At 44.4% G+C, this 23288-nt stretch carries 32 protein-coding genes and 1 pseudogene; 23 read left to right on the top strand and 10 right to left on the bottom strand.

All coding sequences use genetic code 11. The annotated features are described in order from the left end of the window. Nucleotides 1-217 precede the first annotated feature (217 nt). The 5 genes from QUA47_RS15120 to QUA47_RS15100 all read left to right on the top strand — a co-directional run bounded on the left by QUA47_RS15120 (nt 218) and on the right by QUA47_RS15100 (nt 3568). Complete coding sequence (locus QUA47_RS15120; protein WP_333431326.1) at nt 218-1402, top strand: class I SAM-dependent methyltransferase; 1185 nt, start codon at nt 218-220, stop codon at nt 1400-1402. A gap of 306 nt (nt 1403-1708) precedes the next feature. Then, nucleotides 1709-2380 (top strand): hypothetical protein, encoded by a 672-nt coding sequence (locus QUA47_RS15115; protein WP_333431325.1) that lies wholly within the window; start codon nt 1709-1711, stop codon nt 2378-2380. Between the two features lie 113 nt (nt 2381-2493). Further along, the gene (locus QUA47_RS15110) at nt 2494-2751 is read left to right on the top strand and encodes a DUF433 domain-containing protein (protein WP_333431324.1); all 258 of its coding nucleotides are present in this window, start codon (nt 2494-2496) and stop codon (nt 2749-2751) included. Nucleotides 2752-2798: 47 nt separating this feature from the next. After that, complete coding sequence (locus QUA47_RS15105) at nt 2799-3080, top strand: DUF5615 family PIN-like protein (RefSeq protein ID WP_333431336.1); 282 nt, start codon at nt 2799-2801, stop codon at nt 3078-3080. Nucleotides 3081-3202: 122 nt separating this feature from the next. Next, nucleotides 3203-3568, top strand: coding sequence for a DOPA 4,5-dioxygenase family protein (locus tag QUA47_RS15100; RefSeq protein ID WP_333431323.1), 366 nt, complete (start codon nt 3203-3205; stop codon nt 3566-3568). Nucleotides 3569-3630: 62 nt separating this feature from the next. Here QUA47_RS15100 and moaA read toward each other — a convergent pair whose 3' ends face one another. Beyond that, nucleotides 3631-4620 carry a GTP 3',8-cyclase MoaA gene (gene moaA, locus QUA47_RS15095; RefSeq protein ID WP_333431322.1) on the bottom strand — a complete coding sequence of 330 codons (990 nt, stop codon included), beginning with the start codon at nt 4618-4620 and terminating at the stop codon, nt 3631-3633. Nucleotides 4621-4817: 197 nt separating this feature from the next. Here moaA and QUA47_RS15090 point away from each other — a divergent pair, with 197 nt between their 5' ends. The 10 genes from QUA47_RS15090 to QUA47_RS15045 all read left to right on the top strand — a co-directional run bounded on the left by QUA47_RS15090 (nt 4818) and on the right by QUA47_RS15045 (nt 12223). After that, nucleotides 4818-5267 carry a nitrate reductase associated protein gene (locus tag QUA47_RS15090; RefSeq protein WP_333431321.1) on the top strand — a complete coding sequence of 150 codons (450 nt, stop codon included), beginning with the start codon at nt 4818-4820 and terminating at the stop codon, nt 5265-5267. Nucleotides 5268-5605: 338 nt separating this feature from the next. After that, a complete protein-coding gene (locus tag QUA47_RS15085) occupies nt 5606-6067 on the top strand; it encodes an ATP synthase subunit I (RefSeq protein WP_333286684.1) in 462 nt (153 codons plus the stop codon). Between the two features lie 55 nt (nt 6068-6122). Then, nucleotides 6123-6881 carry a F0F1 ATP synthase subunit A gene (atpB, locus tag QUA47_RS15080; RefSeq protein ID WP_242717111.1) on the top strand — a complete coding sequence of 253 codons (759 nt, stop codon included), beginning with the start codon at nt 6123-6125 and terminating at the stop codon, nt 6879-6881. A 128-nt stretch (nt 6882-7009) separates the two neighbouring features. Next, nucleotides 7010-7255, top strand: a complete 246-nt coding sequence (gene atpE / locus QUA47_RS15075; RefSeq protein WP_006631105.1) for an ATP synthase F0 subunit C — start codon at nt 7010-7012, stop codon at nt 7253-7255. 97 nt (nt 7256-7352) lie between these two features. Then, entirely contained in the window at nt 7353-7838 is a 486-nt protein-coding gene (locus QUA47_RS15070; RefSeq protein ID WP_006631106.1) for a F0F1 ATP synthase subunit B', read from the top strand. An 87-nt stretch (nt 7839-7925) separates the two neighbouring features. Continuing rightward, the gene (locus QUA47_RS15065; protein WP_006631107.1) at nt 7926-8453 is read left to right on the top strand and encodes a F0F1 ATP synthase subunit B; all 528 of its coding nucleotides are present in this window, start codon (nt 7926-7928) and stop codon (nt 8451-8453) included. Between the two features lie 3 nt (nt 8454-8456). Beyond that, nucleotides 8457-9002 carry an ATP synthase F1 subunit delta gene (atpH, locus tag QUA47_RS15060; RefSeq protein ID WP_333431320.1) on the top strand — a complete coding sequence of 182 codons (546 nt, stop codon included), beginning with the start codon at nt 8457-8459 and terminating at the stop codon, nt 9000-9002. A gap of 111 nt (nt 9003-9113) precedes the next feature. Beyond that, on the top strand, nt 9114-10631 hold the full coding sequence (atpA, locus tag QUA47_RS15055) for a F0F1 ATP synthase subunit alpha (RefSeq protein WP_333037344.1): 1518 nt from the start codon (nt 9114-9116) through the stop codon (nt 10629-10631). Nucleotides 10632-10762: 131 nt separating this feature from the next. Next, the gene (locus QUA47_RS15050) at nt 10763-11713 is read left to right on the top strand and encodes a F0F1 ATP synthase subunit gamma (RefSeq protein WP_006631110.1); all 951 of its coding nucleotides are present in this window, start codon (nt 10763-10765) and stop codon (nt 11711-11713) included. A gap of 141 nt (nt 11714-11854) precedes the next feature. After that, a complete protein-coding gene (locus QUA47_RS15045) occupies nt 11855-12223 on the top strand; it encodes a hypothetical protein (protein WP_333431319.1) in 369 nt (122 codons plus the stop codon). 35 nt (nt 12224-12258) lie between these two features. Here QUA47_RS15045 and QUA47_RS15040 read toward each other — a convergent pair whose 3' ends face one another. Together QUA47_RS15040 and QUA47_RS15035 are read right to left on the bottom strand one after the other, a co-directional pair. Further along, nucleotides 12259-12471 (bottom strand): helix-turn-helix transcriptional regulator, encoded by a 213-nt coding sequence (locus QUA47_RS15040; RefSeq protein ID WP_333431318.1) that lies wholly within the window; start codon nt 12469-12471, stop codon nt 12259-12261. A 57-nt stretch (nt 12472-12528) separates the two neighbouring features. After that, a complete protein-coding gene (locus QUA47_RS15035) occupies nt 12529-12741 on the bottom strand; it encodes a helix-turn-helix domain-containing protein (protein WP_006631112.1) in 213 nt (70 codons plus the stop codon). A 144-nt stretch (nt 12742-12885) separates the two neighbouring features. On the opposite strand from QUA47_RS15035, the gene QUA47_RS15030 reads away from it, so the two are divergent. Continuing rightward, entirely contained in the window at nt 12886-13329 is a 444-nt protein-coding gene (locus QUA47_RS15030) for a hypothetical protein (RefSeq protein ID WP_333431317.1), read from the top strand. Between the two features lie 264 nt (nt 13330-13593). On the opposite strand, the gene QUA47_RS15025 is transcribed toward QUA47_RS15030, so the two are convergent. Both QUA47_RS15025 and QUA47_RS15020 read right to left on the bottom strand, forming a co-directional pair. Further along, a complete protein-coding gene (locus QUA47_RS15025) occupies nt 13594-15582 on the bottom strand; it encodes a hypothetical protein (protein WP_333431316.1) in 1989 nt (662 codons plus the stop codon). Between the two features lie 104 nt (nt 15583-15686). Beyond that, complete coding sequence (locus tag QUA47_RS15020; RefSeq protein ID WP_333431315.1) at nt 15687-15890, bottom strand: hypothetical protein; 204 nt, start codon at nt 15888-15890, stop codon at nt 15687-15689. Here QUA47_RS15020 and QUA47_RS15015 point away from each other — a divergent pair. The 7 genes from QUA47_RS15015 (at nt 15883) to QUA47_RS14985 (ending at nt 21001) form a co-directional block, all read left to right on the top strand. After that, nucleotides 15883-16422 (top strand): Uma2 family endonuclease, encoded by a 540-nt coding sequence (locus QUA47_RS15015; RefSeq protein ID WP_333431314.1) that lies wholly within the window; start codon nt 15883-15885, stop codon nt 16420-16422. The two genes, QUA47_RS15020 and QUA47_RS15015, sit on opposite strands and share 8 nt — an antisense overlap. A 195-nt stretch (nt 16423-16617) precedes the next feature. Then, nucleotides 16618-17799 (top strand): GTPase, encoded by a 1182-nt coding sequence (locus tag QUA47_RS15010; RefSeq protein ID WP_333431313.1) that lies wholly within the window; start codon nt 16618-16620, stop codon nt 17797-17799. A gap of 140 nt (nt 17800-17939) precedes the next feature. After that, the gene (locus QUA47_RS15005; RefSeq protein WP_333431312.1) at nt 17940-18485 is read left to right on the top strand and encodes a Uma2 family endonuclease; all 546 of its coding nucleotides are present in this window, start codon (nt 17940-17942) and stop codon (nt 18483-18485) included. A 245-nt stretch (nt 18486-18730) separates the two neighbouring features. Then, nucleotides 18731-19048: a 2Fe-2S iron-sulfur cluster-binding protein gene (locus QUA47_RS15000; RefSeq protein ID WP_006631117.1), complete on the top strand. Its 318-nt coding sequence runs from the start codon at nt 18731-18733 to the stop codon at nt 19046-19048. Nucleotides 19049-19105: 57 nt separating this feature from the next. Next, on the top strand, nt 19106-19297 hold the full coding sequence (locus QUA47_RS14995; protein ID WP_333290318.1) for a hypothetical protein: 192 nt from the start codon (nt 19106-19108) through the stop codon (nt 19295-19297). Further along, nucleotides 19294-20376, top strand: a complete 1083-nt coding sequence (locus QUA47_RS14990; protein WP_333431311.1) for a DUF3326 domain-containing protein — start codon at nt 19294-19296, stop codon at nt 20374-20376. The genes QUA47_RS14995 and QUA47_RS14990 overlap by 4 nt, the downstream gene beginning before the upstream one ends. A gap of 31 nt (nt 20377-20407) precedes the next feature. Next, complete coding sequence (locus QUA47_RS14985; protein ID WP_333431310.1) at nt 20408-21001, top strand: CPBP family intramembrane glutamic endopeptidase; 594 nt, start codon at nt 20408-20410, stop codon at nt 20999-21001. A 142-nt stretch (nt 21002-21143) separates the two neighbouring features. Here QUA47_RS14985 and QUA47_RS14980 read toward each other — a convergent pair whose 3' ends face one another. From QUA47_RS14980 to QUA47_RS14965, 5 genes and pseudogenes are all read right to left on the bottom strand, one after another. Continuing rightward, entirely contained in the window at nt 21144-21548 is a 405-nt protein-coding gene (locus tag QUA47_RS14980; protein WP_333431309.1) for a TIGR02588 family protein, read from the bottom strand. Then, a complete protein-coding gene (locus QUA47_RS14975) occupies nt 21545-22399 on the bottom strand; it encodes a TIGR02587 family membrane protein (RefSeq protein ID WP_333431308.1) in 855 nt (284 codons plus the stop codon). Before QUA47_RS14975 ends, QUA47_RS14980 begins: the two co-directional genes overlap by 4 nt. 109 nt (nt 22400-22508) lie before the next feature. Continuing rightward, nucleotides 22509-22589: pseudogene (locus tag QUA47_RS31005) on the bottom strand (type II toxin-antitoxin system HicA family toxin); the annotation flags it as partial. Between the two features lie 127 nt (nt 22590-22716). Then, on the bottom strand, nt 22717-22941 hold the full coding sequence (locus QUA47_RS14970; protein ID WP_333431307.1) for a hypothetical protein: 225 nt from the start codon (nt 22939-22941) through the stop codon (nt 22717-22719). Between the two features lie 92 nt (nt 22942-23033). After that, nucleotides 23034-23213 carry a DUF2281 domain-containing protein gene (locus QUA47_RS14965; RefSeq protein WP_333431306.1) on the bottom strand — a complete coding sequence of 60 codons (180 nt, stop codon included), beginning with the start codon at nt 23211-23213 and terminating at the stop codon, nt 23034-23036. Nucleotides 23214-23288 lie beyond the last annotated feature (75 nt).

Genomic DNA, 23288 nt, shown 5'->3' with positions numbered 1-23288 from the left:
AGAAAAAATGATAAGTTTTATTACGCACGAGCTGTCAGGGCTTGGCAGTCATGGGTTGGTCGATCGCCCGATCCCTCTGTTTGAGGCTTGCCCAACGCCAGCGAAGCGACATTTTTGTTGCGAGTAACGCAGCCACAGAAGTGCATGGCGTAGCGCTGTTACCCCGTAGCTACTGACAACCAATCTCAAACAAAACCCACGAACTATTACCTCACCTATGGATACTACGCCTGATATCAGCGCTGCCGTGCGGCGGCTTTACGATACTTTCCCTTTCCCGCCCGATCCTTTGTCAGATGAACCGCCCCCTGGGTACAACTGGCGCTGGAGTTGGCCTGATGCTTACAATTTTTGCACCGGGCAAAAGCCGCCAAAACTGGATATTCGGATTTTAGATGCTGGCTGCGGCACTGGTTCGAGCACCGATTATCTGATTCACCTCAATCCTGAAGCTTCGGTGACGGCGATCGACCTGAGTCAAGGTGCTTTGAAAGTAGCACAAGAACGCTGTCGGCGATCGGGAGCGCGAGAAGCTGATTTTCGCCACCTCAGCCTGTACGATGCCGCCCAGTTAGAAGGCGAGTTTGATTTGATCAACTGCGTGGGCGTGCTGCACCACTTACCCGATCCGATCCGGGGCATTCAAGCGCTGGCGGCGAAGTTGGCGGAGGGTGGTTTGATGCACATTTTTGTGTATGCTGAGCTCGGACGCTGGGAAATTCAACTCATGCAAAAGGCGATCGCGCTTCTCCAAGGCCCGCAAAAAGGTGACTATCCCGATGGTGTGAAAGTCGGCCGTCAAATCTTTGCTTCTTTACCAGAAAACAACCGTCTTGTCAAGTACGAAAAACAGCGTTGGGCAGGAGAAAATCGGCGGGACGAATGTTTTGCTGATATGTACGTTCACCCGCAGGAAATTGACTACAATATTGAGACTTTGTTCGAGTTAATTGACGCTTCGGGATTGGAATTTATTGGTTTCTCAAATCCGGGATATTGGCAGTTAGAAAGACTTTTGGCGAAAGCGCCGGAATTGATAGAAAGAGCTCAGGGTTTGACGGAAAGAGAGCTTTATCGATTAATTGAATTGTTAGATACGGAAATCACTCATTACGAGTTTTTCTTGGGCAAAAAGCCTGTTAATAAAATTGATTGGTCGGACGATCAGGCACTTTTGGCGGCAATTCCAGAGTTGAGTAGTTGTATGCACGGTTGGCCTAGTCAACAAGTGTTTGATTGCAACTACCAATTGATCAATTTGTCAAGTGCGGAATTTGAGTTTTTGCAAGGTTGCAATACCAGAACTGTGGGAGATATTTTGGCGGATGTGGAGATGGGATTGGATGAAGTGCGATCGATCTTATCAAAACAGCTAATTTTGCTAAGGCCTGGTCAAATCTAAAATCCCAAATGGTGATTTAATTTTCGACAGACAAGAATGTGGAACTAACTAAGCCCACCTAAAAAAACAGAATACCCAACTCCCCGACTTCGCCGAAGTTGTCGGGGAGCTAAAAGCAGAGCGTTTTACATCAAATCCCTGTGCATTGGAATTTTATAATTGAGGTAGTCCTTAACTAGCTCGCGGAATTTATCCCAAAAGCGTTATTTTATGACTATTAACAGTAGGTTGATTGGGTTCGGGCTTGAAAGTGTCCTTATTCCAAGATTGCTTTTTATCCCTTTTATTCAAATATAGAAAACCAGCATGAGTTACGGTGGCGGTGGTACTGAAGATGACTCAATTCTGGCTCGTGTCCGAATCGCAACAACCGTGGCGGCTCTATTAGAAGAACTCCGCAGGTGGTATAACTGGGGTAATTATGATAGCACTGGTGTTAAAATCTTGACCAAATTAGGTGAGATTGGTCAGGGCGACCCAGAAGCTATCGCAGCACTAGAGCGATCCTCCAGGGGAAATATTCCTAAAACACGTTATGCGGCTCAAGATGCTCTATCTCGTTTGGCTGGAAAAGGAGATCACCTAGCCATTGCAGCACTAGAGAAGTGTCATTCCTATTGGCGTGAACAAGAGCGTCAGAGTCAGGAAAACGCGCAAAGACGCGCAGCGGTAAAAGAGATAGAGGATGCACAGAAGTTAGGGATTACGGTGGAGGAATTACGGCAGTTAAAGCAATCGGCTTCTTCAGCACACCAGGCACGAATTTTGGATCGCCACGGCAAACAACAATATGGAGACTCTCAGTTTCACACAGGACAGAACGTTATCTGCTTAATTAAAAATTGGAAATACGCGGGACAAAAGGGCATTATAAAACGCGCAGTTAATAGCAAGTTTGTGGTAGTCCAATTCGACGACGGTTATCTTACCATTCAAGGCGATGATAAGTTTAGGCTAGCGACCAATTGTGACAGTTAATTTTTGCACTTTTACAAAACGGTGTATGTCGGTGGCTTCCCCAGATTTGCCGTCGGTAGCGATCGCTTTTGAGTTTATTTTGATATAAGACAATTTAGTCTTGAGTTTTATGAATGTCAACCAATATTTATACCAATTATTGCTTTAGGGACTCCCACGACATCATCATAATTGAACCGGGAAAATGCAGTGGCAAACCATGTATTTGGGGAATGCGAATCGCCGTCTACGACATCTTAGAGTATCTCGCAGGTGGCATGACGGAAGCAGAAATTATGAAAGATTTTTCAGAATTAACTTCGGCAGACATCAAGGCCTGTCTTGCTTTTGCCGCAGATCGTGAGAAAAAATTATTTGTGGCCTCCCTCTGAAACTACTGTTGGACGAAAACCTCTCAGACCGAATTACTTAGAGAGTTATCGGTTTTTCTCCCGATTCTTTTTATATCAAAACCTTAGGACTGACAAATACTGATGATGCAGAAATTTGGGAATATGCAACTACAAATGATTTTGTGATTGTTTCCAAAGATTCTGACTTTCACCAACGGAGTTTACTTTACGGTCATCCTCCCAAATTTATTTATCTCCGTGTTGGCAATTGCTCAACATCTAAAATTGTTCAAGTGCTACAAGATGAAATCGACATCATTAGTCAGTTTGGAGATAGAGAAGCAGAGAGTATACTGGTATTGTCGTAGCATGGAACCAAAGGAGCAAAGACTGAGGAGCTATCAACTTAAGGAGTTTACAGGATAGAAGAAAATATCCAGCAAGTTAAGGTAATAAAAGTTTTTGATATCGGCTGAATAATTTACTGAAAATGATGAAAGAAGACACTATCACAATCGTTGGTTTTCATGCACATATTTACTTCGACGCTGATAATCGCGATGCCGCAGCGCGTGTACGAGAAGGATTGACTCAGTTTGAGGTGCAGCTTGGGCGTTGGCATGACAAACCCATTGGCCCCCACCCCCAAGCGATGTATCAAGTTGCATTTTTACCAGACCACTTTGGCAAAGTGGTTCCCTGGTTAATGCTGAATCGTCAGGAGCTCGATATTCTCATTCACCCTGAAACAGGCGACGATGTGGCCGACCATACGAAACATTCTTTGTGGCTAGGAGAGAAACTAGAGTTGAATATCGAATTCCTGCGACCTAGGACAGCGAACGCCAGCTTCTGATCGATCTTCTTCCGCGCAACGTGAGGGCGAATCAACACTGACTTATCCCTGATAATAGATAATTAGCCGCCAATTTGAGACATGGTGCGGCTGTAATTTCCTTGAGTAGTTCCCGAATCCCGCTGCTTGAAATTAATCTCCGGTTTAATCTCTAATATGTGCCGCACTCGATCGCGCAATTCGCTTGTAGGAGTCCCACCACGCAGAGCAGTTTTTAAGTCAATTTGACCCGTTTCGTTCAGCAGACAAGGCCGCAGCCACCCGTCAGCGGACAAACGCATCCGGTTGCAGCGATCGCAAAAACACTCGGACATTTGGCTGATAAATCCTAAAGTGCCCTTCGCCCCCGGAATTTGAAACACATCCGCCGGCCCATTTCCGCGAACTCCTGACTCGGCTAACCCGTATTTGTCGTTAATTTGTTGTCGCAATTCTGCCGAGGCTACCCAACCTTTATCCCCAAATAAATCCCCATTCCCGATTGGCATAAACTCAATAAAACGAACGTGCCAATTCCGGTTAATTGTTAACGCCGCTAAATCCAATATTTCGCTGTCATTCACACCGGGAATTACCACAACATTCAGTTTCAGCGGGTCGAATCCAGCTTGATAAGCCGCTTGAATTCCCTCCCAAACCTGCGTCCACCGCGATCGTCCCCGACTGCCAATTATCTTATCAAAAGTCTCCGGTTCCAAGGAATCCAAACTAATATTAATCCGGCGCAAACCAGCATTGTAGAGATTTTCCGCCATTCCCGCCAGCAAAAAGCCGTTGGTTGTCATGGATAAATCTCGGGTTTCCGGCATTGAGGCGATCGACCTCACCAATTCCACCACCCCAGGCCGCAGCAGCGGTTCCCCACCAGTCAACCGAAACTTGGTAAATCCCACCGGTATAAAAACTTCCCGCAGCAGAGTTAGCAATTCCGAGTGAGTTAACAACTGTTGCTGCAATACATAGTCCAACTCGCTACCTTCCGGCATACAGTAGAGACAGCGGAAGTTGCAGCGGTCTATCAAGCTAATCCGAAGGTAGTCTACGGTATCCATGTCAATAGTTTGTAATATTATTTAATTATAAATGCTGACTCAATTTTCTGCAATTATCGGCTGTAGAGTAAATCTCTAGTCTAAAATCTATAATCTAAAATACAATTAATATCATCCAAAAAGGGATACAAGCCCCCAGCTCCCGGCTGTAGAGTAAATCTAAAATCTAAAATCTAAAATCTAAAATTGCTAAATTTATGTTCTTTGAATTTGAAGCTGATTTTGTGGAAGCTTTGCGCTGCATTCCGATGCAGGTACGTCTCAAGTTAGATACTTGCGGCATTAAATTGAAGTTGCAGGATTGGAATCATTTCAACCAAGCAGAACGGCAAAGTCTTGTAGAGTTACCTTGCTTGACAGAAGCAGAAATTATCGACTACCGAGAAAAGCTCAACCAAGTGTTAATTAAACAGACAGGGAAACTGGGAACTGATTTGGCTGTTGATGAAAATCCCCCGTGGATGGATGCTGCAACTGTACCGGAGTCGGTTTCTACAAAAGCGCAAGAGCTCGGCGTGACAATTACTTTGGGACAGTGGGCAAGTTTGCAGCCTCTACAGCGATTTGCTTTGATTAAGCTTAGTCGATCGAGCCACGAGAATAAAAATTTCATCCCGGCACTTCAAGAGTTTAAGGTTATTGAATGAGATCGAGTTTTAATTGACTCTTCTAGGGCGCAGAGGGCGCAGAGTGCGAGAAGGGAGAGTCTGCTCATCTATTTGCCCGATCGTCCTCAGTTCTCACTCACTAAGTGAGACTCACTAAGTAAGAAAAATAAAAACAATGTGTAAGAGAGTGCGGTCGGGCGGTGGGAGATGTAGGGTGAGGTCGATCGGACATTTAACGGGTTGAGATTTCCGAAGCGCCCAACACCAAAATCCAAAAAAAGCATTAATTTAATTTTAAGTATTGTTACCGCAGCGTGGTATTATTTTTCTGAGTTTGCAAAGCACTCGCCTGCTACCTGCATTAGTTTCTGAGCTTCGTGAACACGCAAAACACACCCACCGAACCCACACCAGCAAACGAGGATATTCCTCAGGCTGGCACAGTCTCGACAGTCTCGACAGTCTCGTCCGAGACTAGCAATCCCATGCAAGACTTTTATCGCCTCCAACAAGAGTTGTTGGCGTACACCCTTGCATTTACGGCGATTATTTTTATCTCCGTTTGGATTTTTTACTCGCTCAACATTGCCCTGAATTATTTGCTTGGGGCGAGCACAGGTGTGGTTTACTTAAAGATGTTGGCTAGAGACGTTGAACGAATCGGCAGCCAAAATCAGCGCATCAGCAAGACACGGCTCGGTGTGTTTTTAGCGGTGATGATAGTAGGAACACAGTGGAATCAGCTACAGATTTTACCGATATTTTTGGGATTTCTGACTTACAAAGCTGCGCTGTTGGTTTACGTGATCCGAAGTGCATTAGCACTAGACTACAGGTAGGTCAGGCAATTCGAGCAAAACTCAACTCATCGATTTGTATGGGGAAGCCCGTTGAATGGCAATGCTTGACGTTCTAAACACCTTTAATCGTTTCCCCCTCGCCAAATTGGAAGTTGGCCAGCAGTTGTACTGGCAACTCGGCAATCTGAAAGTGCACGGGCAGGTTTTTCTAACCTCGTGGTTTGTAATTGCTGTTTTAGTCGTAGTTTCGATTTTAGGAACCAGCAAAATCCAGCGAATTCCCAGCGGAATGCAAAATTTTATGGAGTATGCGCTGGAATTTATTCGGGACTTGGCTAAAAACCAAATTGGGGAAAAAGAATATCGCCCTTGGGTACCGTTTATTGGTACATTATTTCTGTTCATCTTTGTGTCAAACTGGTCTGGCGCTCTAATTCCTTGGAAGCTGATTAAGCTGCCATCAGGCGAATTGGGAGCTCCTACCGCTGACATCAATACGACGGTAGCATTTGCACTGCTGACTTCTCTAGCATATTTTTATGCAGGTCTCAGCAAAAGCGGCTTGGGGTATTTCGCCCACTATGTTGAACCGGTGCCTTTCATGTTGCCGTTCAAAATCATAGAAGATTTCACTAAGCCTCTGTCCCTAAGTTTCCGTTTGTTTGGCAACATTCTTGCGGACGAATTGGTGGTCGGAGTGCTAGTGTTGCTAGTGCCTTTATTTGTTCCTCTGCCAGTGATGGTTCTGGGACTATTTACCAGTGCAATTCAAGCTTTGATTTTTGCAACCTTAGCCGCAGCCTACATAGGTGAAGCTCTAGAAGGCGGTCACGGCGAAGAACACCACGATTAACTAACGATCAACGGCGAAGAATGAAGGAGGAAAAAGAAAATTTCTGAGCTCAAACTTCCTCCCGTCACATCGGACAATTCTGTAGGCTTTCTGTTCTCAATTTTGTACTTTAGATAAGGAAAATCATCATGAACCCAACAGTTGCTGCCGCTTCCGTAATTGCCGCCGCTTTGGCAGTAGGTTTAGCTGCAATCGGCCCTGGCATCGGTCAAGGTAATGCAGCAGGTCAGGCTGTAGAAGGGATTGCCCGTCAGCCGGAAGCAGAAGGTAAAATTCGCGGCACCTTGCTGTTGAGTTTGGCGTTCATGGAAGCGCTCACAATTTACGGTTTGGTCGTAGCCCTAGTGCTGCTGTTTGCCAACCCCTTCGCATAATAATTGGAAATTTTAGATTTGAGGTTTTGGCGATTCTAATCCAAAATCTCAAATCTAAAATCGATTAAGCGAATTAGATGGAAGCCGTCAAAAAATCATGATGCACTGGACAGTATTACTAGCAGTTGAAGAAGCGGCTAAGGAAGGGGGACTGTTTGATATAGATGCTACGCTGCCTCTGATGGCGGTGCAGTTTTTAATTCTAGTCGCAGTCTTGAATGTAATTTTTTACAAGCCACTCAGCAAGTCAATTGACGATCGCGCCGATTACATTCGCAACACTCAAGTCTCCGCGCAAGAACGCTTGGCAAAAGCTCAGCAACTAGCGCAGCAGTACGAGCAAAAACTGGGAGAAACTCGCAAACAGTCTCAATCAGTAATTGCTGCTGCTCAAGCTGATGCCCAAAAAATTGGGGCAGCCAAAGTAGCTGAGGCTCAACAAGAAGCTCAAGTCGCGCGAGAAAAGGCTGGGCAAGAAATAGAGCAGCAAAAGCAAGAAGCAATGCGCTCACTAGAACAACAAGTAGACGCGCTCAGCGGCCAAATTCTCGAAAAGCTATTAGGGCAGTCGCTGGCCAAATAGCGAGACAGAAGAGTTTTAGATTTTTGATGGAATCTTAAATCTAAAATCGCTTCACCCAATCTGCACGCGCAATTATGGAAGAGTATCATGGGGACTGTTTTATTGCTAGCCACAGAAGCTAGCGGCGAAGGTGGTTTCGGTTTAAATTTCGATATTTTAGAAACCAACCTGATTAACCTGGTCATTATTATTGCAGTGCTGTTTTATTTCGGGCGCGGATTTGTAGGTAAAATCCTGACTGAGAGGCGTTCGGGCATCCAAGAGGCGATTCAAGAAGCAGAAAAACGCCAAAAAGATGCAGCAGCAGCTCTAGCAGAGCAACAGCAAAAATTGACTCAAGCGCAAGCAGAAGCGGAACGAATTCGGGCCGCTGCTGAAGAAACTGCCAAGAAAGCAAAAGAAGCAATTCTAGCTCAGGCAGCGCAAGACGTTGAAAGAATGAGAGCAACAGCAGGTCAAGAGTTGGAAGCAGAGCGGGAAAGAGCGATCGCCCAACTGCGATCGGCGGTTGTATCTCTGGCATTAGCAAAGGTGGAAAGCCAGCTAAAAACTAGCTTGGACGACAGCGCTCAACACCAATTAATCGATCGCAGCATTGCGTTACTGGGAGGCTAAAACGTGAGTACAGTCAGCACAGAAGTCTTACAGCCTTACGCATCTGCCTTGATGTCACTGGCTCAGTCCAACAATCTCTCAGAGAAGTTCGGCGAAGATATTCGTTCCTTGCTGAGCCTGCTAGAAGGTTCGGAAGACTTGCGTCAATTTTTAGCCAATCCGCTGGTAAAACCGGATGCTAAAAAAGCCGTGATTCAGCAAATAGCGGGTGAAGAAATGAGCCCCTTGATGCACAGCTTTCTGAAGCTATTAGTAGACAAAGGAAGAATTCTTTTTTTAGAAGGAATTGGCAAACAATACTTGGCAAGGCTCCGAGAACTAAACCAAACAGTATTGGCTGAAGTTACATCGGCAGTCCCGCTTTCAGAAGCTCAACAGCAGACTGTTCGCGAGAAAGTGCAGGCGATGACCAGCGCTAGTCAAGTAGAAATTGAAACCAAAATAGACGCAGATTTAATCGGCGGTGTGGTAATCAAAGTAGGCTCTCAAGTAATTGATGCCAGCCTGCGGGGACAATTGCGCCGTCTAGGAATTCGCTTGAATTCCTGAGAGTTAATAGCTGATGACTATTAGCTAATTTAATTAGCAGTTAACGGTTGGTAGTTTTGAACAACTGATAACTGACAACTGACAACAAACAACTGACAAAAAACAACTGACATGGCAGCAATCAGACCTGACGAAATTAGCAGCATTATTCGCCAGCAAATTGAACAGTACGACCAAGACGTAAAAGTCTCTAACGTCGGTACTGTTCTGCAAGTAGGCGACGGCATTGCTCGGATTTATGGCTTGGATAAAGCCATGTCTGGGGAATTGCTAGAATTTGCCGACGGCACCGTGGGCATTGCACTGAACCTCGAACAAGATAACGTCGGTGCAGTGTTGATGGGCCAAGGCCTCGGCATTCAAGAAGGTTCGGCAGTTACTGCTACTGGCAGAATTGCTGAAGTCCCCGTGGGTGAAGCAATGTTGGGACGGGTAGTTGATGCTTTGGCCCGTCCGATTGACGGCAAAGGAGAAATTAAAACTACTGAATCTCGCTTGATTGAATCTCCGGCACCGGGGATTGTTTCTCGCCGTTCTGTTTACGAACCCATGCAAACAGGAATTACCGCTATTGATGCGATGATTCCGGTGGGAAGAGGACAACGGGAACTGATTATCGGTGACAGACAAACCGGTAAAACTGCGATCGCGATCGACACGATTATTAACCAAAAATCGGAAAACGTGATCTGCGTTTACGTAGCGATCGGTCAAAAAGCTTCTACAGTAGCTAACATCGTCAACGTCCTGCAAGAAAAGGGCGCGATGGACTACACGATCGTAGTAGCAGCCAACGCTAGCGACCCCGCAACCCTGCAATATTTGGCTCCCTACACAGGTGCTAGCTTAGCTGAGTATTTCATGTACAAAGGCAAGCACACTTTGGTCATTTACGATGACCTTTCCAAACAAGCACAAGCTTACCGCCAAATGTCCTTGTTGCTGCGCCGTCCTCCCGGTCGCGAAGCTTATCCCGGAGACGTGTTTTACCTGCACTCTCGCTTGCTAGAACGCGCTGCTAAATTGAGCGACGATTTGGGCGAAGGCAGCATGACTGCTTTGCCAATTATCGAAACCCAAGCTGGTGACGTTTCTGCTTACATTCCGACGAACGTAATTTCGATTACCGACGGTCAAATCTTCCTTTCTTCTGACTTGTTTAACGCTGGTTTGCGTCCGGCAGTAAACCCCGGTATTTCGGTATCGCGGGTAGGTTCGGCGGCTCAAACTAAGGCGATGAAAAAAGTAGCCGGTAAGGTGAAATTGGAATTGGCGCAGTTTGAAGAACTGGCAGCATTTTCTCAGTTTGCTTCTGACTTGGATAAAGCTACTCAGAATCAATTGTCGCGCGGTCAGCGCTTGCGGGAACTGTTGAAACAGCCCCAAAGTTCGCCTCTGCCGATGAATGAACAAGTGGCTGTAATCTATGCCGGTATTAACGGCTATATGGATGACATCCCAGTGGAAAAAGTCAGCAAGTTTACTGTTGGTTTGCGCGACTATTTGCGGACTAGCAAGCCGAAGTACGGCGAAATTGTTCAAGGCGGAAAAGCTTTGACTGATGAAGCTGAGAAGCTGCTGAAAGAAGGCATCACTGAATACAAGCAAAGTTTTCTAGTTTCTGCGTAGTAGACAAGTAGGAATTTTGAACCGCAGATGAACGCGGATTAACGCAGATAATCTGAAGTTAATCTGCGTTACTCTGCGTTAATCTGCGGTTTTAATTAAGAAGATGCGGGCAAGGATGTAAGGAGAAAGTTATGGCAAATCTGAAAACTATTCGCGATCGCATTAAGTCGGTCAAGAACACTAAAAAGATTACAGAAGCGATGCGTTTGGTGGCCGCTGCAAAGGTGCGCCGCGCTCAAGAACAGGTGACTGCTACTCGGCCTTTTGCCGATCGACTGGCAGAGGTATTATACGGTTTGGCGGAACGCTTGCAGTTTGAAAACCTGGATTTGCCGCTGCTGAAAAAACGCGAAGTGCGATCGGTGGGACTGTTGGTAGTTTCGGGCGATCGGGGTTTGTGCGGCGGCTACAACAGCAACATCATCCGATACGCGGAAAATCGCGCTAAGGAAATCAAAGCTGAAGGCTTAGATTACAAATACGTGTTGGTAGGACGCAAAGCTACTCAGTATTTTCAGCGCCGCGAACAGCCGATTGATGCTACTTACGCTAACTTGGAACAAATTCCCACAGCACCGGAAGCGGCACAAATTGCTGACGAATTGCTTTCCTTGTTCCTGTCAGGAACTGTGGACAGAGTTGAGCTAATTTACACCAAGTTTGTGTCATTAATTAGTTCGCGTCCGGTAATTCAAACTTTGCTGCCCCTCGACCCCCAAGGTTTGGAAACTCCTGATGATGAAATCTTCCGCTTGACATCGCAAGGCGGACAGTTTCAAGTATCGCGCGAGAAGGTTGCTTCACCTACGAAGAGTTTGCCCAGAGACATGATTTTCGAGCAAGATCCGGCGCAAATTCTGGAGGCTCTTTTGCCCTTGTATTTGAACAACCAATTGCTGCGCGCTTTGCAAGAGTCTGCTGCTAGCGAGTTGGCGGCGCGGATGACGGCGATGAACAATGCTAGTGAGAATGCTAGCGATTTGATCGGTAGTTTGACGCTGACTTATAACAAGGCGCGGCAAGCGGCAATTACTCAGGAAATCCTGGAAGTTTGCGGCGGTGCTGAGGCTTTGAATGGTTAGGTTAGGGTTGACAATTTGTTGATTTTATGGTATGCGTCTGAGAGAACTCAGGCGCTTTTTTTAAGATAATTCGGCGGCAGGAGCTTTCATCTGTGAGATAGTCGAAGTATTGAACGCGATTGTGCGATCGTCTTTAAAAAAATGGCCAAAAAAATCTGGATTGTCTACAAAACCGAAAGCATGAGTGCTCCGGGCTGGGAAGAACGTCAGCTTATGCCGAGGGGCAGTCTCACTAATATACTTTGGGAAAATTGGACTTGGGAAGAAAACCCAGAAATTCCTCAAGTAGGGGACAAAACCCGCGATTATGAAAATCTATCTGACCCCGGTAATGGAGTCACCCACGGGAAAGATGGAGATTGGGTAGTTACTCGCGTTCAGCAGTTTTCTGCTTCCGATACTGAGGAGCGAATTGTGGTGTGTTACTGTTCTTACCAACCTGTTACATCTGATTGGGAAGCGCTACAACAAAGCGAGTCTGTCAATCAGATGCTAGCAACTGTCGAGTAATATTAACTGGATAATTAGTTCGTAAAAGCGATCGCCTATTCCTGCACAATCTCATACAAATCTTCGATCGACAAATCAAAAGTCCTCGCCAACTTGTGCATGGCTGTCACATCAACTGTTGCTAATCCGGGCGATCGGGCATAGGTTCTGAGGGTACTGTAGACTACGCCCGATCGCTCTGAAACCTCTTTGATAGTCCAGCCTTTCTCAGCAGCCAACTCTCGAACCCGCAACTTAATTAAGCCCATAACCTCTTGAGATGTGATTAATATAAGTCAGAGAATTGTACTGTAAAAAGCGATCGCCTACTCTTTGACGACCTCAACCAAATCTTCCACCATCACGTCAAAAGTACGTGCCAACTTCAGCAGACAAGTAAAATCAACCATTGCCATTCCCGGAGAACGTGAATAGGTGGTGAGTGTGCTGTAAATGACTCCCGATCGCTCAGAAACCTCTTTGATCGTCCAGCCTTTCTCAGCAGCAAATTCTTTAACCCGCAATCTAATTAAACCCATTGACAAAAAACTAGATTTAGTTTTTAATAAAAATATCGTAAAAAGCGATCGCTCCCAGGTCTGGAAAACTAAAAAGCGATCGCCTATCCAAATTAAATCCCTTTACAAAAGTTTGTACTCTTTACAAAGGATTTGCTTAACATCATGTTAACAAAATTTTCGCGAAAATCAACCCCCAGACACAGATTGAGCCGGTTTGTGACGAAAGAGGCGATCGCGCGGCTGCTGAAAATCAAGGTAGAACAAATATATCGCTTCGAGTGCTGGGCGCATATCCTGTACGTGCACGCCAAAGGCATGAGTCGGTTTGTCAGTTATGCGGACTTTCCGCCTGTTTTGGGAGTGGAATCGCCCTCTGGTTTAGATTTTGGTTATTGGAAGCGCCGGATAGCGAGTCAGAAAGAGAGACACGCGCCGGATTTTTGGGTGGATTTTTATGCGGCGAGATTTCAGAAAGCTGTTTGTGTTTCTGAATTGTTCGAGTGGGGGGAAATGGTGGGGGTGATTAAATTGATGTTGCGAGCAATAGCCGTGGAGTCGCTGCGAAAGGTTTATGCACAAGAGAAATCTCTGCTGGAAAATTTCTAAATTAGTCCTAGACGCACGGGTGGTTAGAAACCAGGTTTTTTGACGAGAAGATGCGTTACAGCCCGCAGATACGGTAAACACTTCGGCTTCGATCAGTGCTGTGGTTGTGATGTGTCCAGGAATGTAAATGCTCTTGTTTCTCCTACGCCAAACCCTGCGACACAAACCCCGCCCAATAATGGGGACTGATAAAGAGCAATTCTTTCTGGCTAAGGAACTCTAATCGATAACGAAATCAATCCTATTGATGTTTATAACTTTTAACTATCTGGCTCGTCTCCTTGATGATTGTGAAGCTAAACTGCTAAAACCTCTTTTCCATTCACACCGGAAAGTTTTACCTATTAATTTTTCTAAGCAAATGACTTTAATATTAGAATTATGACAAGAACCATATCCATTTTGTATATTAATAATTTCACAGCCTATACCTTCTAAATCATTAGCAAAGGAAATTTCTCCTTTATAATCTCCATCATCAACAGAATCACCTTCTTGCAAAGATTCATCCAGTTTCCAACATACAATATGATCGGTGACGACTAATGGATGGTTAAATAGCTCATAGGTTGAAAATATATATTTATATTCTAATCCTTTGAGTTCTTGTTGGAATTTTTCATCATTAAATTCGGTGGCTAAACTATCAATTCCTTGACCGGAAAAATTTAAAGGCCTTAACCAAAACTTAGAGTAAGGAGAGCTTACAGAAACCAAATGAGCTAAGAGTGTATATAACGCACCTACTCCATGTTCTTCTCCTACACTAGGAACAAAAAATTTTTTACTTTTTAAAATCTCAATATCTAAAATATAAAAATGATCTCTTTGAAGTATTGAATTTTTAACTTTATTAAATTGCTTGACTTGAACTTCGCTTTTTGATTCACTAACTTCATTTCCTATTCTCTCTATCAACTGTTTAAAAACTTTGCCATCATTCAAGGATCTATCGAGGAATTTTTTAATTTCTTCTAAAAAATCGTCATTTCTTAAAATTTTAATTGATGATTCACTTAAAGAATTCCTGTTTGTTACTAGCAGAAAACTACCGTTAATCATCAAAGCATAATGGGTCTGAGCTTTATTATCACTTAAAACTCTATAATCGTGTAATAAGCTATGATTAAATATTTCATTATAAGAACATATTTTTAGTCCTTCCGAACAAACAAAAGTTCCTCTTTGTGAACTAAATCCAATACCTGACTGCTTTTTTCCTTGGCGATCTAAGTCTTCATAGTATTCTAAAGCTCTTCGATTACCATCAATAGCTAATACCAAACAGTACGTAATTCCGTGAAATTTAAACGCATGGGAGTTACGATAATAAAATCTACCTGAATTCAGTCGCTTTATTTCTGCTGGCGGTTTCCAGAAATGATCTTCCATACCTGGAATAACATTTGGTTTTTCAATGTATGGGTATCCAGGAGGAATTTTTTCTAATTTACTGTTTTTTTCACTGCCTTTCCAAATAAAAAGCTGACATTTCTCATTATAGGTAGGAGATGAATTTTTAAAAGTTGTAGCTCCTTTCGCGCTAAACCCTGTTCTCTCATAATCTAAATTTCTGACATCCCCATGTCTGGTATAAAATCTAATATAACTTTTTATATAGGGATATTTTTTGTCTGTACCGTAATAGTTGGAAAAGTTATCTACTTCTAATTTTTTGACAATAATGATTGTTCCTGTTTTTAAATTTGATTGAAAATATGTCTCATCTAAATGTTGAATAATAGCGACTGTTCTAGCATCGGGCTGAGGTAATAGTTTTCTTAATGTTAACCAAGGTTGTATATCTTCTTGAATTTCAATGTTATCTTGTTCAGAGTCTAAAGTATCTCTTGGATTATCTATAACTACAGAACGCCAGTAAGATTCAGTGTCCTCTTTACATCGGGTAATAAGTGCAAATTTTCCTGAAGCAAAGCAAAGTTTTGATCCTTGACATTTGTAGCCTATAGATTCCCCAAGAGTTTTAGTTGAGAGACCTATTGAGAAAAAAGCATCTATTGGAGCTACTCCATTAACTTCTTTTTCAGAGCTTATACCAATCCCATTATCAATAAATATAAACCCTTCATATTGAAGTAAAGGATATATTTCAATAACAGATGCTGTAGCATCATAGGAGTTGGAAATTAGTTCTCTAATTACTTCACATGGATCTTTCCTATTAACAGATAGTTCTAATAAAGTATGTTTGTAATTAATACCGCAACGAATTTTACGATTTTTTTTCGTCATAATGAATTAAACCAACAAAAATTTTTAATTGGTTATGCTATTAAGTAAAATTTAACCTTATCATCACTCAGTAGATTTGTCAAGCATTGCCAATAACAAATAAATCAGGAGTTGAGATATATGGTCAATGCTGAAAAACTGGTCTGAAGAAAGCCGTTGTCAAAAACATAACCGAAAACCGCTTGATAACTGAGGATGTGGAGTTGGTGATATTTGTCTTTTTTGTAGTCAAAGTGCGATCGCCCTTGCCGAGCGCTCATAATAGTAACAAGTAAGTTTGCTAAAAGCGAATAAATAACTATGGTCACTGCTACTGCTGCACAGAAGAATTTTACTTTAGAAGACTTCATGGCTAATCCCCCCGACAACATGGAATGGGTGGATGGACAACTCGTGGAGAAAAATGGAGCCACGCTCAAGCATGGTAAAATTCAATCAAGCCTGGGTTGTGCTTGGGCAAATTACATGATTTCCAGCAAACAAGGAGGAGAAGTTTATATTTCACCACCTTGCCGCACTAACCAACAAATTCGCCGGCCCGATGTCGCTTATCTCACACCCGAATTAGTTGCACAATTTGGCAACCTTGCCACTTTACCCCAAAGTTTCCCCTTAGTTGCCGAAATAGTTTCACCCACCGATATCGCTGAAGATGTCTTTCTCAAAGCACAGGAATATTTAGAATCTAGCTGTCAGGAAGTCTGGCTAGTTTTTCCAGAAAGTCATTTAGTATTTGTGATGACTCAAAATCAAATATTGACATTTAGATCCGGCGATACCGCCAGCACCCAACAAATCCTGAGCGGTTTTAGCATCGATGTCGATCGATTGCTAGCTTAAACTAAATTCTACAACCTTTCATTTAGCAGCACGCGACACAAAACTCTCCTCTACCCGTTGCACCCGTTCTGAAATCAAATTGCTACAATATGTTTAAGACTCCTCAGTCCGCCTTCGCGGACTTCGTTTGTAGAGCATCGGAATTCTATTCGGTGGTATTGAATTAATATCCCACCATTATCGGAGCAAACCGCCATGTCAGACGACTTTTCCTTAGACGAGCTTTTAAATAGAAGTTACTACGCCTTCAAAGACGCAGAAAACCAAGTGGGACAGTGCAATGTTTTAGTCATCGGCAAAACCGGCGTCGGCAAAAGTACCCTAATAAATTCCGTTTTTCGCCAACGCTTAGCAGAAACCGGAGTCGGCCGCCCCATAACTCAAGGCATCCGCCAATATACAAAACCGAATTGCCCAATTACAGTCTACGATACTCCCGGACTAGAACTCAACGCCGAACAAATTAAAGTTATTCAATTAAACGTTGCTAAACTGATTGAAGACCAAAGACTCCTGCACCCAAAAGAACACATTCACGTCATCTGGTACTGCATCAATCACAGCGCCAATAGAATAGAATCTGTGGAGGAAAGCTGGCTAAAAGAAATGGAAGTCAAAGATGTACCAGTTCTTTTAGTGCTGACCCAGACGACATCTAAAAAGCCGGGCGAGTTTTTCAAGCAACTGGAACACATGAATTTACCAGTGAGTCAAATTATCCCCGTCATGGCTGAACCGGAAGAAATAGATGAGGATTATACAGTAAAATCTCACGGTTTAGACAAGTTGGTAGATGCAACTGTTCAACTGCTGCCGGAAGTAGCTAAAAAAGCTTTTGTTAAAGAACAAATTGCTAATATTGCGCTCAAATCCGATATGGCGTTTAAGTATCTAAGTGCTTATGTTGCAGGTTCTGCAATTGTCGGTGCGACTCCTGTACCGTTTGCTGATGCGCCGATTTTGATGGCGATGCAAACAGCAATGATTGCTAATATTACTGTGATTTTTGGAATGCCCTTTGATAAGGGCTTTATTTCGGCGATGCTGTCTGCTATTAGCGGCACAGGCGGGGTTACTGCTGTTGGCAGAAGTATTGTTACTAATTTGATTAAAATGATTCCTGGTGCGGGTACTGTTGTCGGCGGTGCAATCTCCGGTGCAACGGCAGCAGCTCTCACGCTTGCCCTCGGTTTGGCTTACATTGAGGTGCTTAAAGCTTATATGAAAGCTCAAGTTAATGGGGAACAACTTTCTTTGCAGCAGTTGACAAAGATGTTTGTGGATTTGTATAAGGATTATGCTAGTTCTGGGCGTAAAACTTTGAAGGATGAGACAGCGGCTCAACCTAAACCTCCCAATCAAATTAATATTGAGTAAATTGGGCATGGGGCATAGGGCATGGGGCATAGGGCATAGGTTATTTGTTAGTTCCAATTCCCAATTCCCAATTACCAATTCCCAATAACCCATTACCAATTGATTGCTACAATATGAGTGAATTCTGCAAAAGAGAGTAAATGGCTATGGTAATGGCTGCCGTTTTATCAGAAAATGTTTCTCTAGAAGACTTTATGGCTAATCCCCCCGAGTGCATGGAATGGGTGGACGGGCAAATCGCGGAGAAAAATGGCATGACAGTAAAACACAGTCGAATCCAATCTAGACTAGATTATTGTTGGAGAAGTTATAAGATATCTAGCGGACCAGGCGGCGAAGTGTATACAGAAGTTCCTTGCCGTACTGACAGGCGAGTGCGCCGTCCTGATGTAGCTTATCTGACTCCTGAACTTGTTGCTCAATATGGCGATGTTCCTACTTTGCCTCAAAGTCCGCCGTTAATTGCTGAAATAGTTTCTCCTACTGATATTGCGGAAGAAATATTTCTAAAAGCACAAGAATATTTAGATTCGGATTGTCTGGAAGCTGGGGTTGTTTTTCCAGAAAGTCGCTGGATATTGCTCATGACTCAAAGTCAAAAGTTAACCTTTAACCTGGGTTCTACAGTCAGCACTCAGCTAGTGCTGCCAGGTTTTAGTGTTGCGGTGGATGAGTTGTTGGCTTGAAGGCAAAAAATTAATTAGGTATAAGTGCTTTGTGGCCGAGTTCCGCCGTGAGGTGTGTAATAATTTGTGAAAAAGTCATTGACAAAATGCCGATCGTTCGCCCCAGGCAATTAATAAAAAAAATTATCACTAAAAAATGCAGTTGTAAAATTGCACAAAAGCATAAACAGCGGTAAAATACTGATTGCTTTGTTTGCAAATGTAGCGTAAATTCCAATTGGGGAATTAAAACCAATAATTGAAATATGTCTAAGACTTACACTGTTGAATTGATCCACCAAGGCTCTACCTATACCGTAGAAGTGCCGGAAGATAAACAAATTCTGCAGGCGGCAAACGCTGCGGGCATTGATCTGCCTAACTCTTGCAATGCAGGGGTTTGTACTACTTGCGCTGCTAAAGTTATTGAGGGTGAAGTTGAGCAAGTTGATTGCATGGGTGTCAGTCCCGAACTTCAGGCGGAAGGTTATGTGTTGCTGTGCATTGCTTATCCGCGATCGAACTTGAAGATAGAAACCGAAAAAGAAGACATTGTGTACGATCGCCAATTCGGTAAATCCTAGGACTAAGCTAAAATTGACCTAAGTACCGTTAGCGGTAAAACCACTATGGATCGCCCTATGACCACCCATTTCATTTCCGCAGAAGTTGACCTCCACGAGACGGCCGAGCAACTGCACTCGGCTATTGAAATTGAACTGCAAAAGTACGGCGAACCCCTGCGGTGGGCAGTCACAGACGTGGATGTCGATCGGCAAAAGGCTGTGGTAGAAGGCTACGTGCTCGTGGAAGCATCCTCCGCAACATCGTGAACCCCCGCCCTTTGACAGTGGTTTTGATAGTCCCCACAGGCGTTGGAGCCTCGATTGGTGGGTTTGCAGGAGATGCGCTGCCGGTGGCTAGGGCGATCGCCCAAATTTCAGACACCCTGATCACTCACCCCAACGTCCTCAACGGCGCTCAACTTTATTGGCCGATACCTAACGCTCTCTACGTTGAAGGTTACGCCCTTGACAAATTTGCTGCCGGATGCTGGGGACTGCAACCGGTACATCAAAATCGCATCGGCTTAATCCTCGATGCCGCGATCGAACCCGACTTGCAGTTGCGCCACTTGCAAGCGGCGGATGCAGCGAGAGCTACATTGGGTTTGAATATAACTGATTGTGTTTTAACCGATCGCCCCCTGCAAGTAGAATTGCGTATTTCTGAATCAGGGGCATCCTGGGGAACCATCGGCAATCCCGACAGTTTATTGCGCGCTGCAGAAAAATTAATCGAACAAGCAAGAGTAGACGCGATCGCAGTTGTAGCCAGATTTCCCGACGATGAAGGCAGCCTCGCCCTCGAAAACTACCGCCGCGGCAAAGGAGTTGACCCCCTCGCCGGCGCGGAAGCTGTGATCAGCCACCTCATCGTCAGGACGTTTAAAATCCCCTGCGCCCACGCCCCCGCGCTGTCTGCGCTTCCCCTCGATCCGCACCTGTCCCCGCGATCGGCTGCTGAGGAAATCGGCTATACTTTCCTACCTTGCGTGCTTGCCGGCCTCAGCAAAGCTCCGCAATTGGTAGCGCCAGAAAGGCAGCAGCACAATCAATTATCAATTACCGCCGATCGAGTCGATGCGGTGGTAATACCCGCCACAGCCTGCGGCGGCAGTGCTATTCTGAGTTTGAGTGGGCGATCGTCGGTACAAATCATCGCTGTGGGGGACAACAAAACCCAGATGCAGGCGACTCCAGAAAAACTCGGAATCAAAGCTTTGCAGGTAAACTCATATTTAGAGGCGATCGGAGTTTTGGTCGCTTTGCGGGCCGGCATCAGTCCAGCTTCCTTGGGTGCAGACATCTCCTCCCTGCGTTGTTTGTCTGACTCAACTAAACAAATCTAAAATCTCAAACCTCAAATCTAAAAGTGATTAAGTGGCAGAAAAAATTCCCGAAAACCCAGAAATTGAACCCTTGACGCGCACCCAAGTTTTAGTAGCAATGGGCGTGACAGCAATTATGTTGCTGGCGGTAGCTAAATTGTGGTTGCTATTTGGATCGGTATCACTTTTGCCAGTCAAATTGATAGGAATCGACTTGCTCAAAGGATGTGCGCTCGGACTGGCAATTACAGGCGGCAGTGCGATCGTTTATCATCTCTGGCCCGGTTATCGCCGCAGTGCAGATGTTTACTTGGAAGTAGTGCTCAAACCTTTGTTTTGGCCGGATTTAATTTGGCTGGGACTGCTGCCGGGACTTAGCGAAGAATTGCTATTTCGAGGCGTGATGCTGTCTGCTTTAGGATTGAATGTTATCGGTTTAGTTCTATCGAGTTTTTGTTTCGGCATTCTGCACTTGGGAGGCATGGATCAGTGGCCTTATGCTGTTTGGGCGACGGCTGTCGGATTGCTGTTGGGTTACAGCGTTTTAGCTACTGGGAATTTGTTAGTGCCAATTACCGCTCATATCTGTACGAATTTGATTTCTAGTTGTGTTTGGAAGTGGGAACACAATGCCGTGAAGCGGTAGATCGATCGCACTACAATATTGAGGTCGGGGCGGGTTCACCCGTATCTCTGCTTAATAACCAAAGTATTTTTAAACCCGCCCCCACCCAGCGACAAAATTTTATTAGGGTCACACTTACCGGACACGAGAGTTGAAAACTTTGTTAAGGTAGTTGATAACTGCTCGCTCGCACAATCAATTCACCTTGACTGAGGTTACGGCTGAATATAAAAGCTCCTTCTTCCGTTTCGCCGCTTGACAAAAAATCTATTTGTTGCTCGCCGGATTCAACGACTTCGCCATTGACGCGCAATTCGGCAATAATCTGCACTGATTCGGCCGTTTCGCCGCCCGTGTTAGTTACGGTAAACGGTACGTAAAATTGCCCTTGAGTTTCGCGAATAGGCGTGTTGCGAGTGACCGAAATAATCGGAGGTTCCTGCTTTTTAGCCAGCCAGTTGTAGAGTACGAGTCCGGTGAGGGTAAAAAGGATGAAGCAGGCGATCGCAAATGTCACCCCTTCAGCCAAAGTTCTTTTTGGTTGCTGTTCGTTATTACTTTCCGTCATACCGTCAACCTCCCCGCCGCGCCGCCAATAGTCGCCGGCAATCCCAATACTAAGGTATAGCTCAACCAAATCGACCACGGGTCGTCAAAACTGAGTTTTTGGAAGAAAAACATCATAAATGCAGAAGCCGCCAGCGACACTAAATACGCCATGACAGTTTCGCTGAGGGGACGCTGAAAAATCCCTTGCTGTTGCTGCCGTTTTGCTTGATAAGTAAAGCCTGCTACAAATACAATACCGTAGGAAATTAGCAGCGAAGCGGCGATAATTGCTAATTGCCAAGGCGGCGAAATCGCTGCCGCTAGCATGGGAATTTCGTCAGTTGGGGCGATGTTGAAAGCAATGATCATCGCGCCGATTAAAGTAGCGCCAATATCTGCTAAAGTTGGGTTAATATTAGGTTCGCTGTCGCTGTCTGAACTTTGATAGCGATCGCCGCTCAAAAAACCGTTCGCCAGGGCTACTCCCAACGCAAACGGCAGGCCTTCAAAGATGATTTTCCCCAAAGTTTCTTGCAGTGGAGTCTCCGGCGTAATTTCCCTGAGCAAAAACAGGATCAAAGCCGCGCAGACAATGCCGATGGCGATCGCTTCTACGGTATCGATTGCAGCATCTAGCCAGCGGATGTCCTTAGTTTTGCGAAAACCTTCAGTGCGAGTCAGCAAGAAAACGACGATAAAAGTAGTTGCGATCGCGATCGACATTTCCGCTGGTGTAGTATACGAACCGATCCACCAAACCTCCATCGTATAAAGCAGGGGAGTACCGAACAAAAAGCCGCCCGATGCACCTCGAATGATGTCGTTTAGTTCATTTGACCACTGATTTTTGCGTCTTTTTGATTTCTTCATTTTTTAGTTAAAACGTACCTCACAAAAGGCAATCTATAATTTAACATATTTCAAGTGTTATCGTAGATAGCTTATGCACTCAACTTTGTGCATAAGCTATTAAAAATTACTATCTATAAATTCCCGCCTGAGTACAAATTGCTCTCAGTGTACCTGATTTTATTTGATCGTGGTTAGGCATTACTAACGGAGTCTCCGTTCCATCCTGATTCTATCGCACCATGACCATATGTTCGCGTTCTCTAATAATCCGAAAACCCAACAACTGAAATGTTTTGATGACTCGTCTTTTAGAAGCATCGACAGGAAACTTGACATTAAATAGCCACCTCTGCTTCTACTAAAAAAGTCTCGATCGCAGGTGATTCGTTTTCCATGGTTTCTTTGCCAAATACTTCCATGTAGCAACGAATAGCTGACTTGACATCAGGTAAGGCTTCCTCATAGGTGTCACCTTCACCAACGACGGTACTTTTGATTCCGAGGGGATAGCCTACATAACCATCAGGATGTTTTTCAAGGATGATTCTAAATTGTTTCATCTTCGCCTCTTTATTTTTCAACTAACTTAATTCACTACAGCCGCGCATAAGCATCAAAATAAAGGCATGAGTGTCCAACAGCCTCATTCCATCTACTCCTTAAACTCTTCTAGCGGTTCGTCAAAATCATCGGACATCCAAACCATTCCTTTAGCACTTCCTGCTTGTCGATTGGGTTTAGCTTGTTTGGGAATTATATCATTTCCGGTTACACCGGAATGATGTTGACGGTTGACTGTTGACTGTTGACTGTTGACGCCGTGAACAGTCAACCGTCAACAGTGAACTCGAATTTACTATTCCGATGCTAACGGATTTGATATTACTACCAATTTTACAACAGGCTG

The organism is Microcoleus sp. MON2_D5 (genome assembly GCF_036701905.1).
Classification (GTDB): Bacteria; Cyanobacteriota; Cyanobacteriia; order Cyanobacteriales; family Microcoleaceae; genus Microcoleus.
Note: the sequence above shows the minus strand (reverse complement) of the source record. Positions and strands in the feature narration are given on the sequence as shown.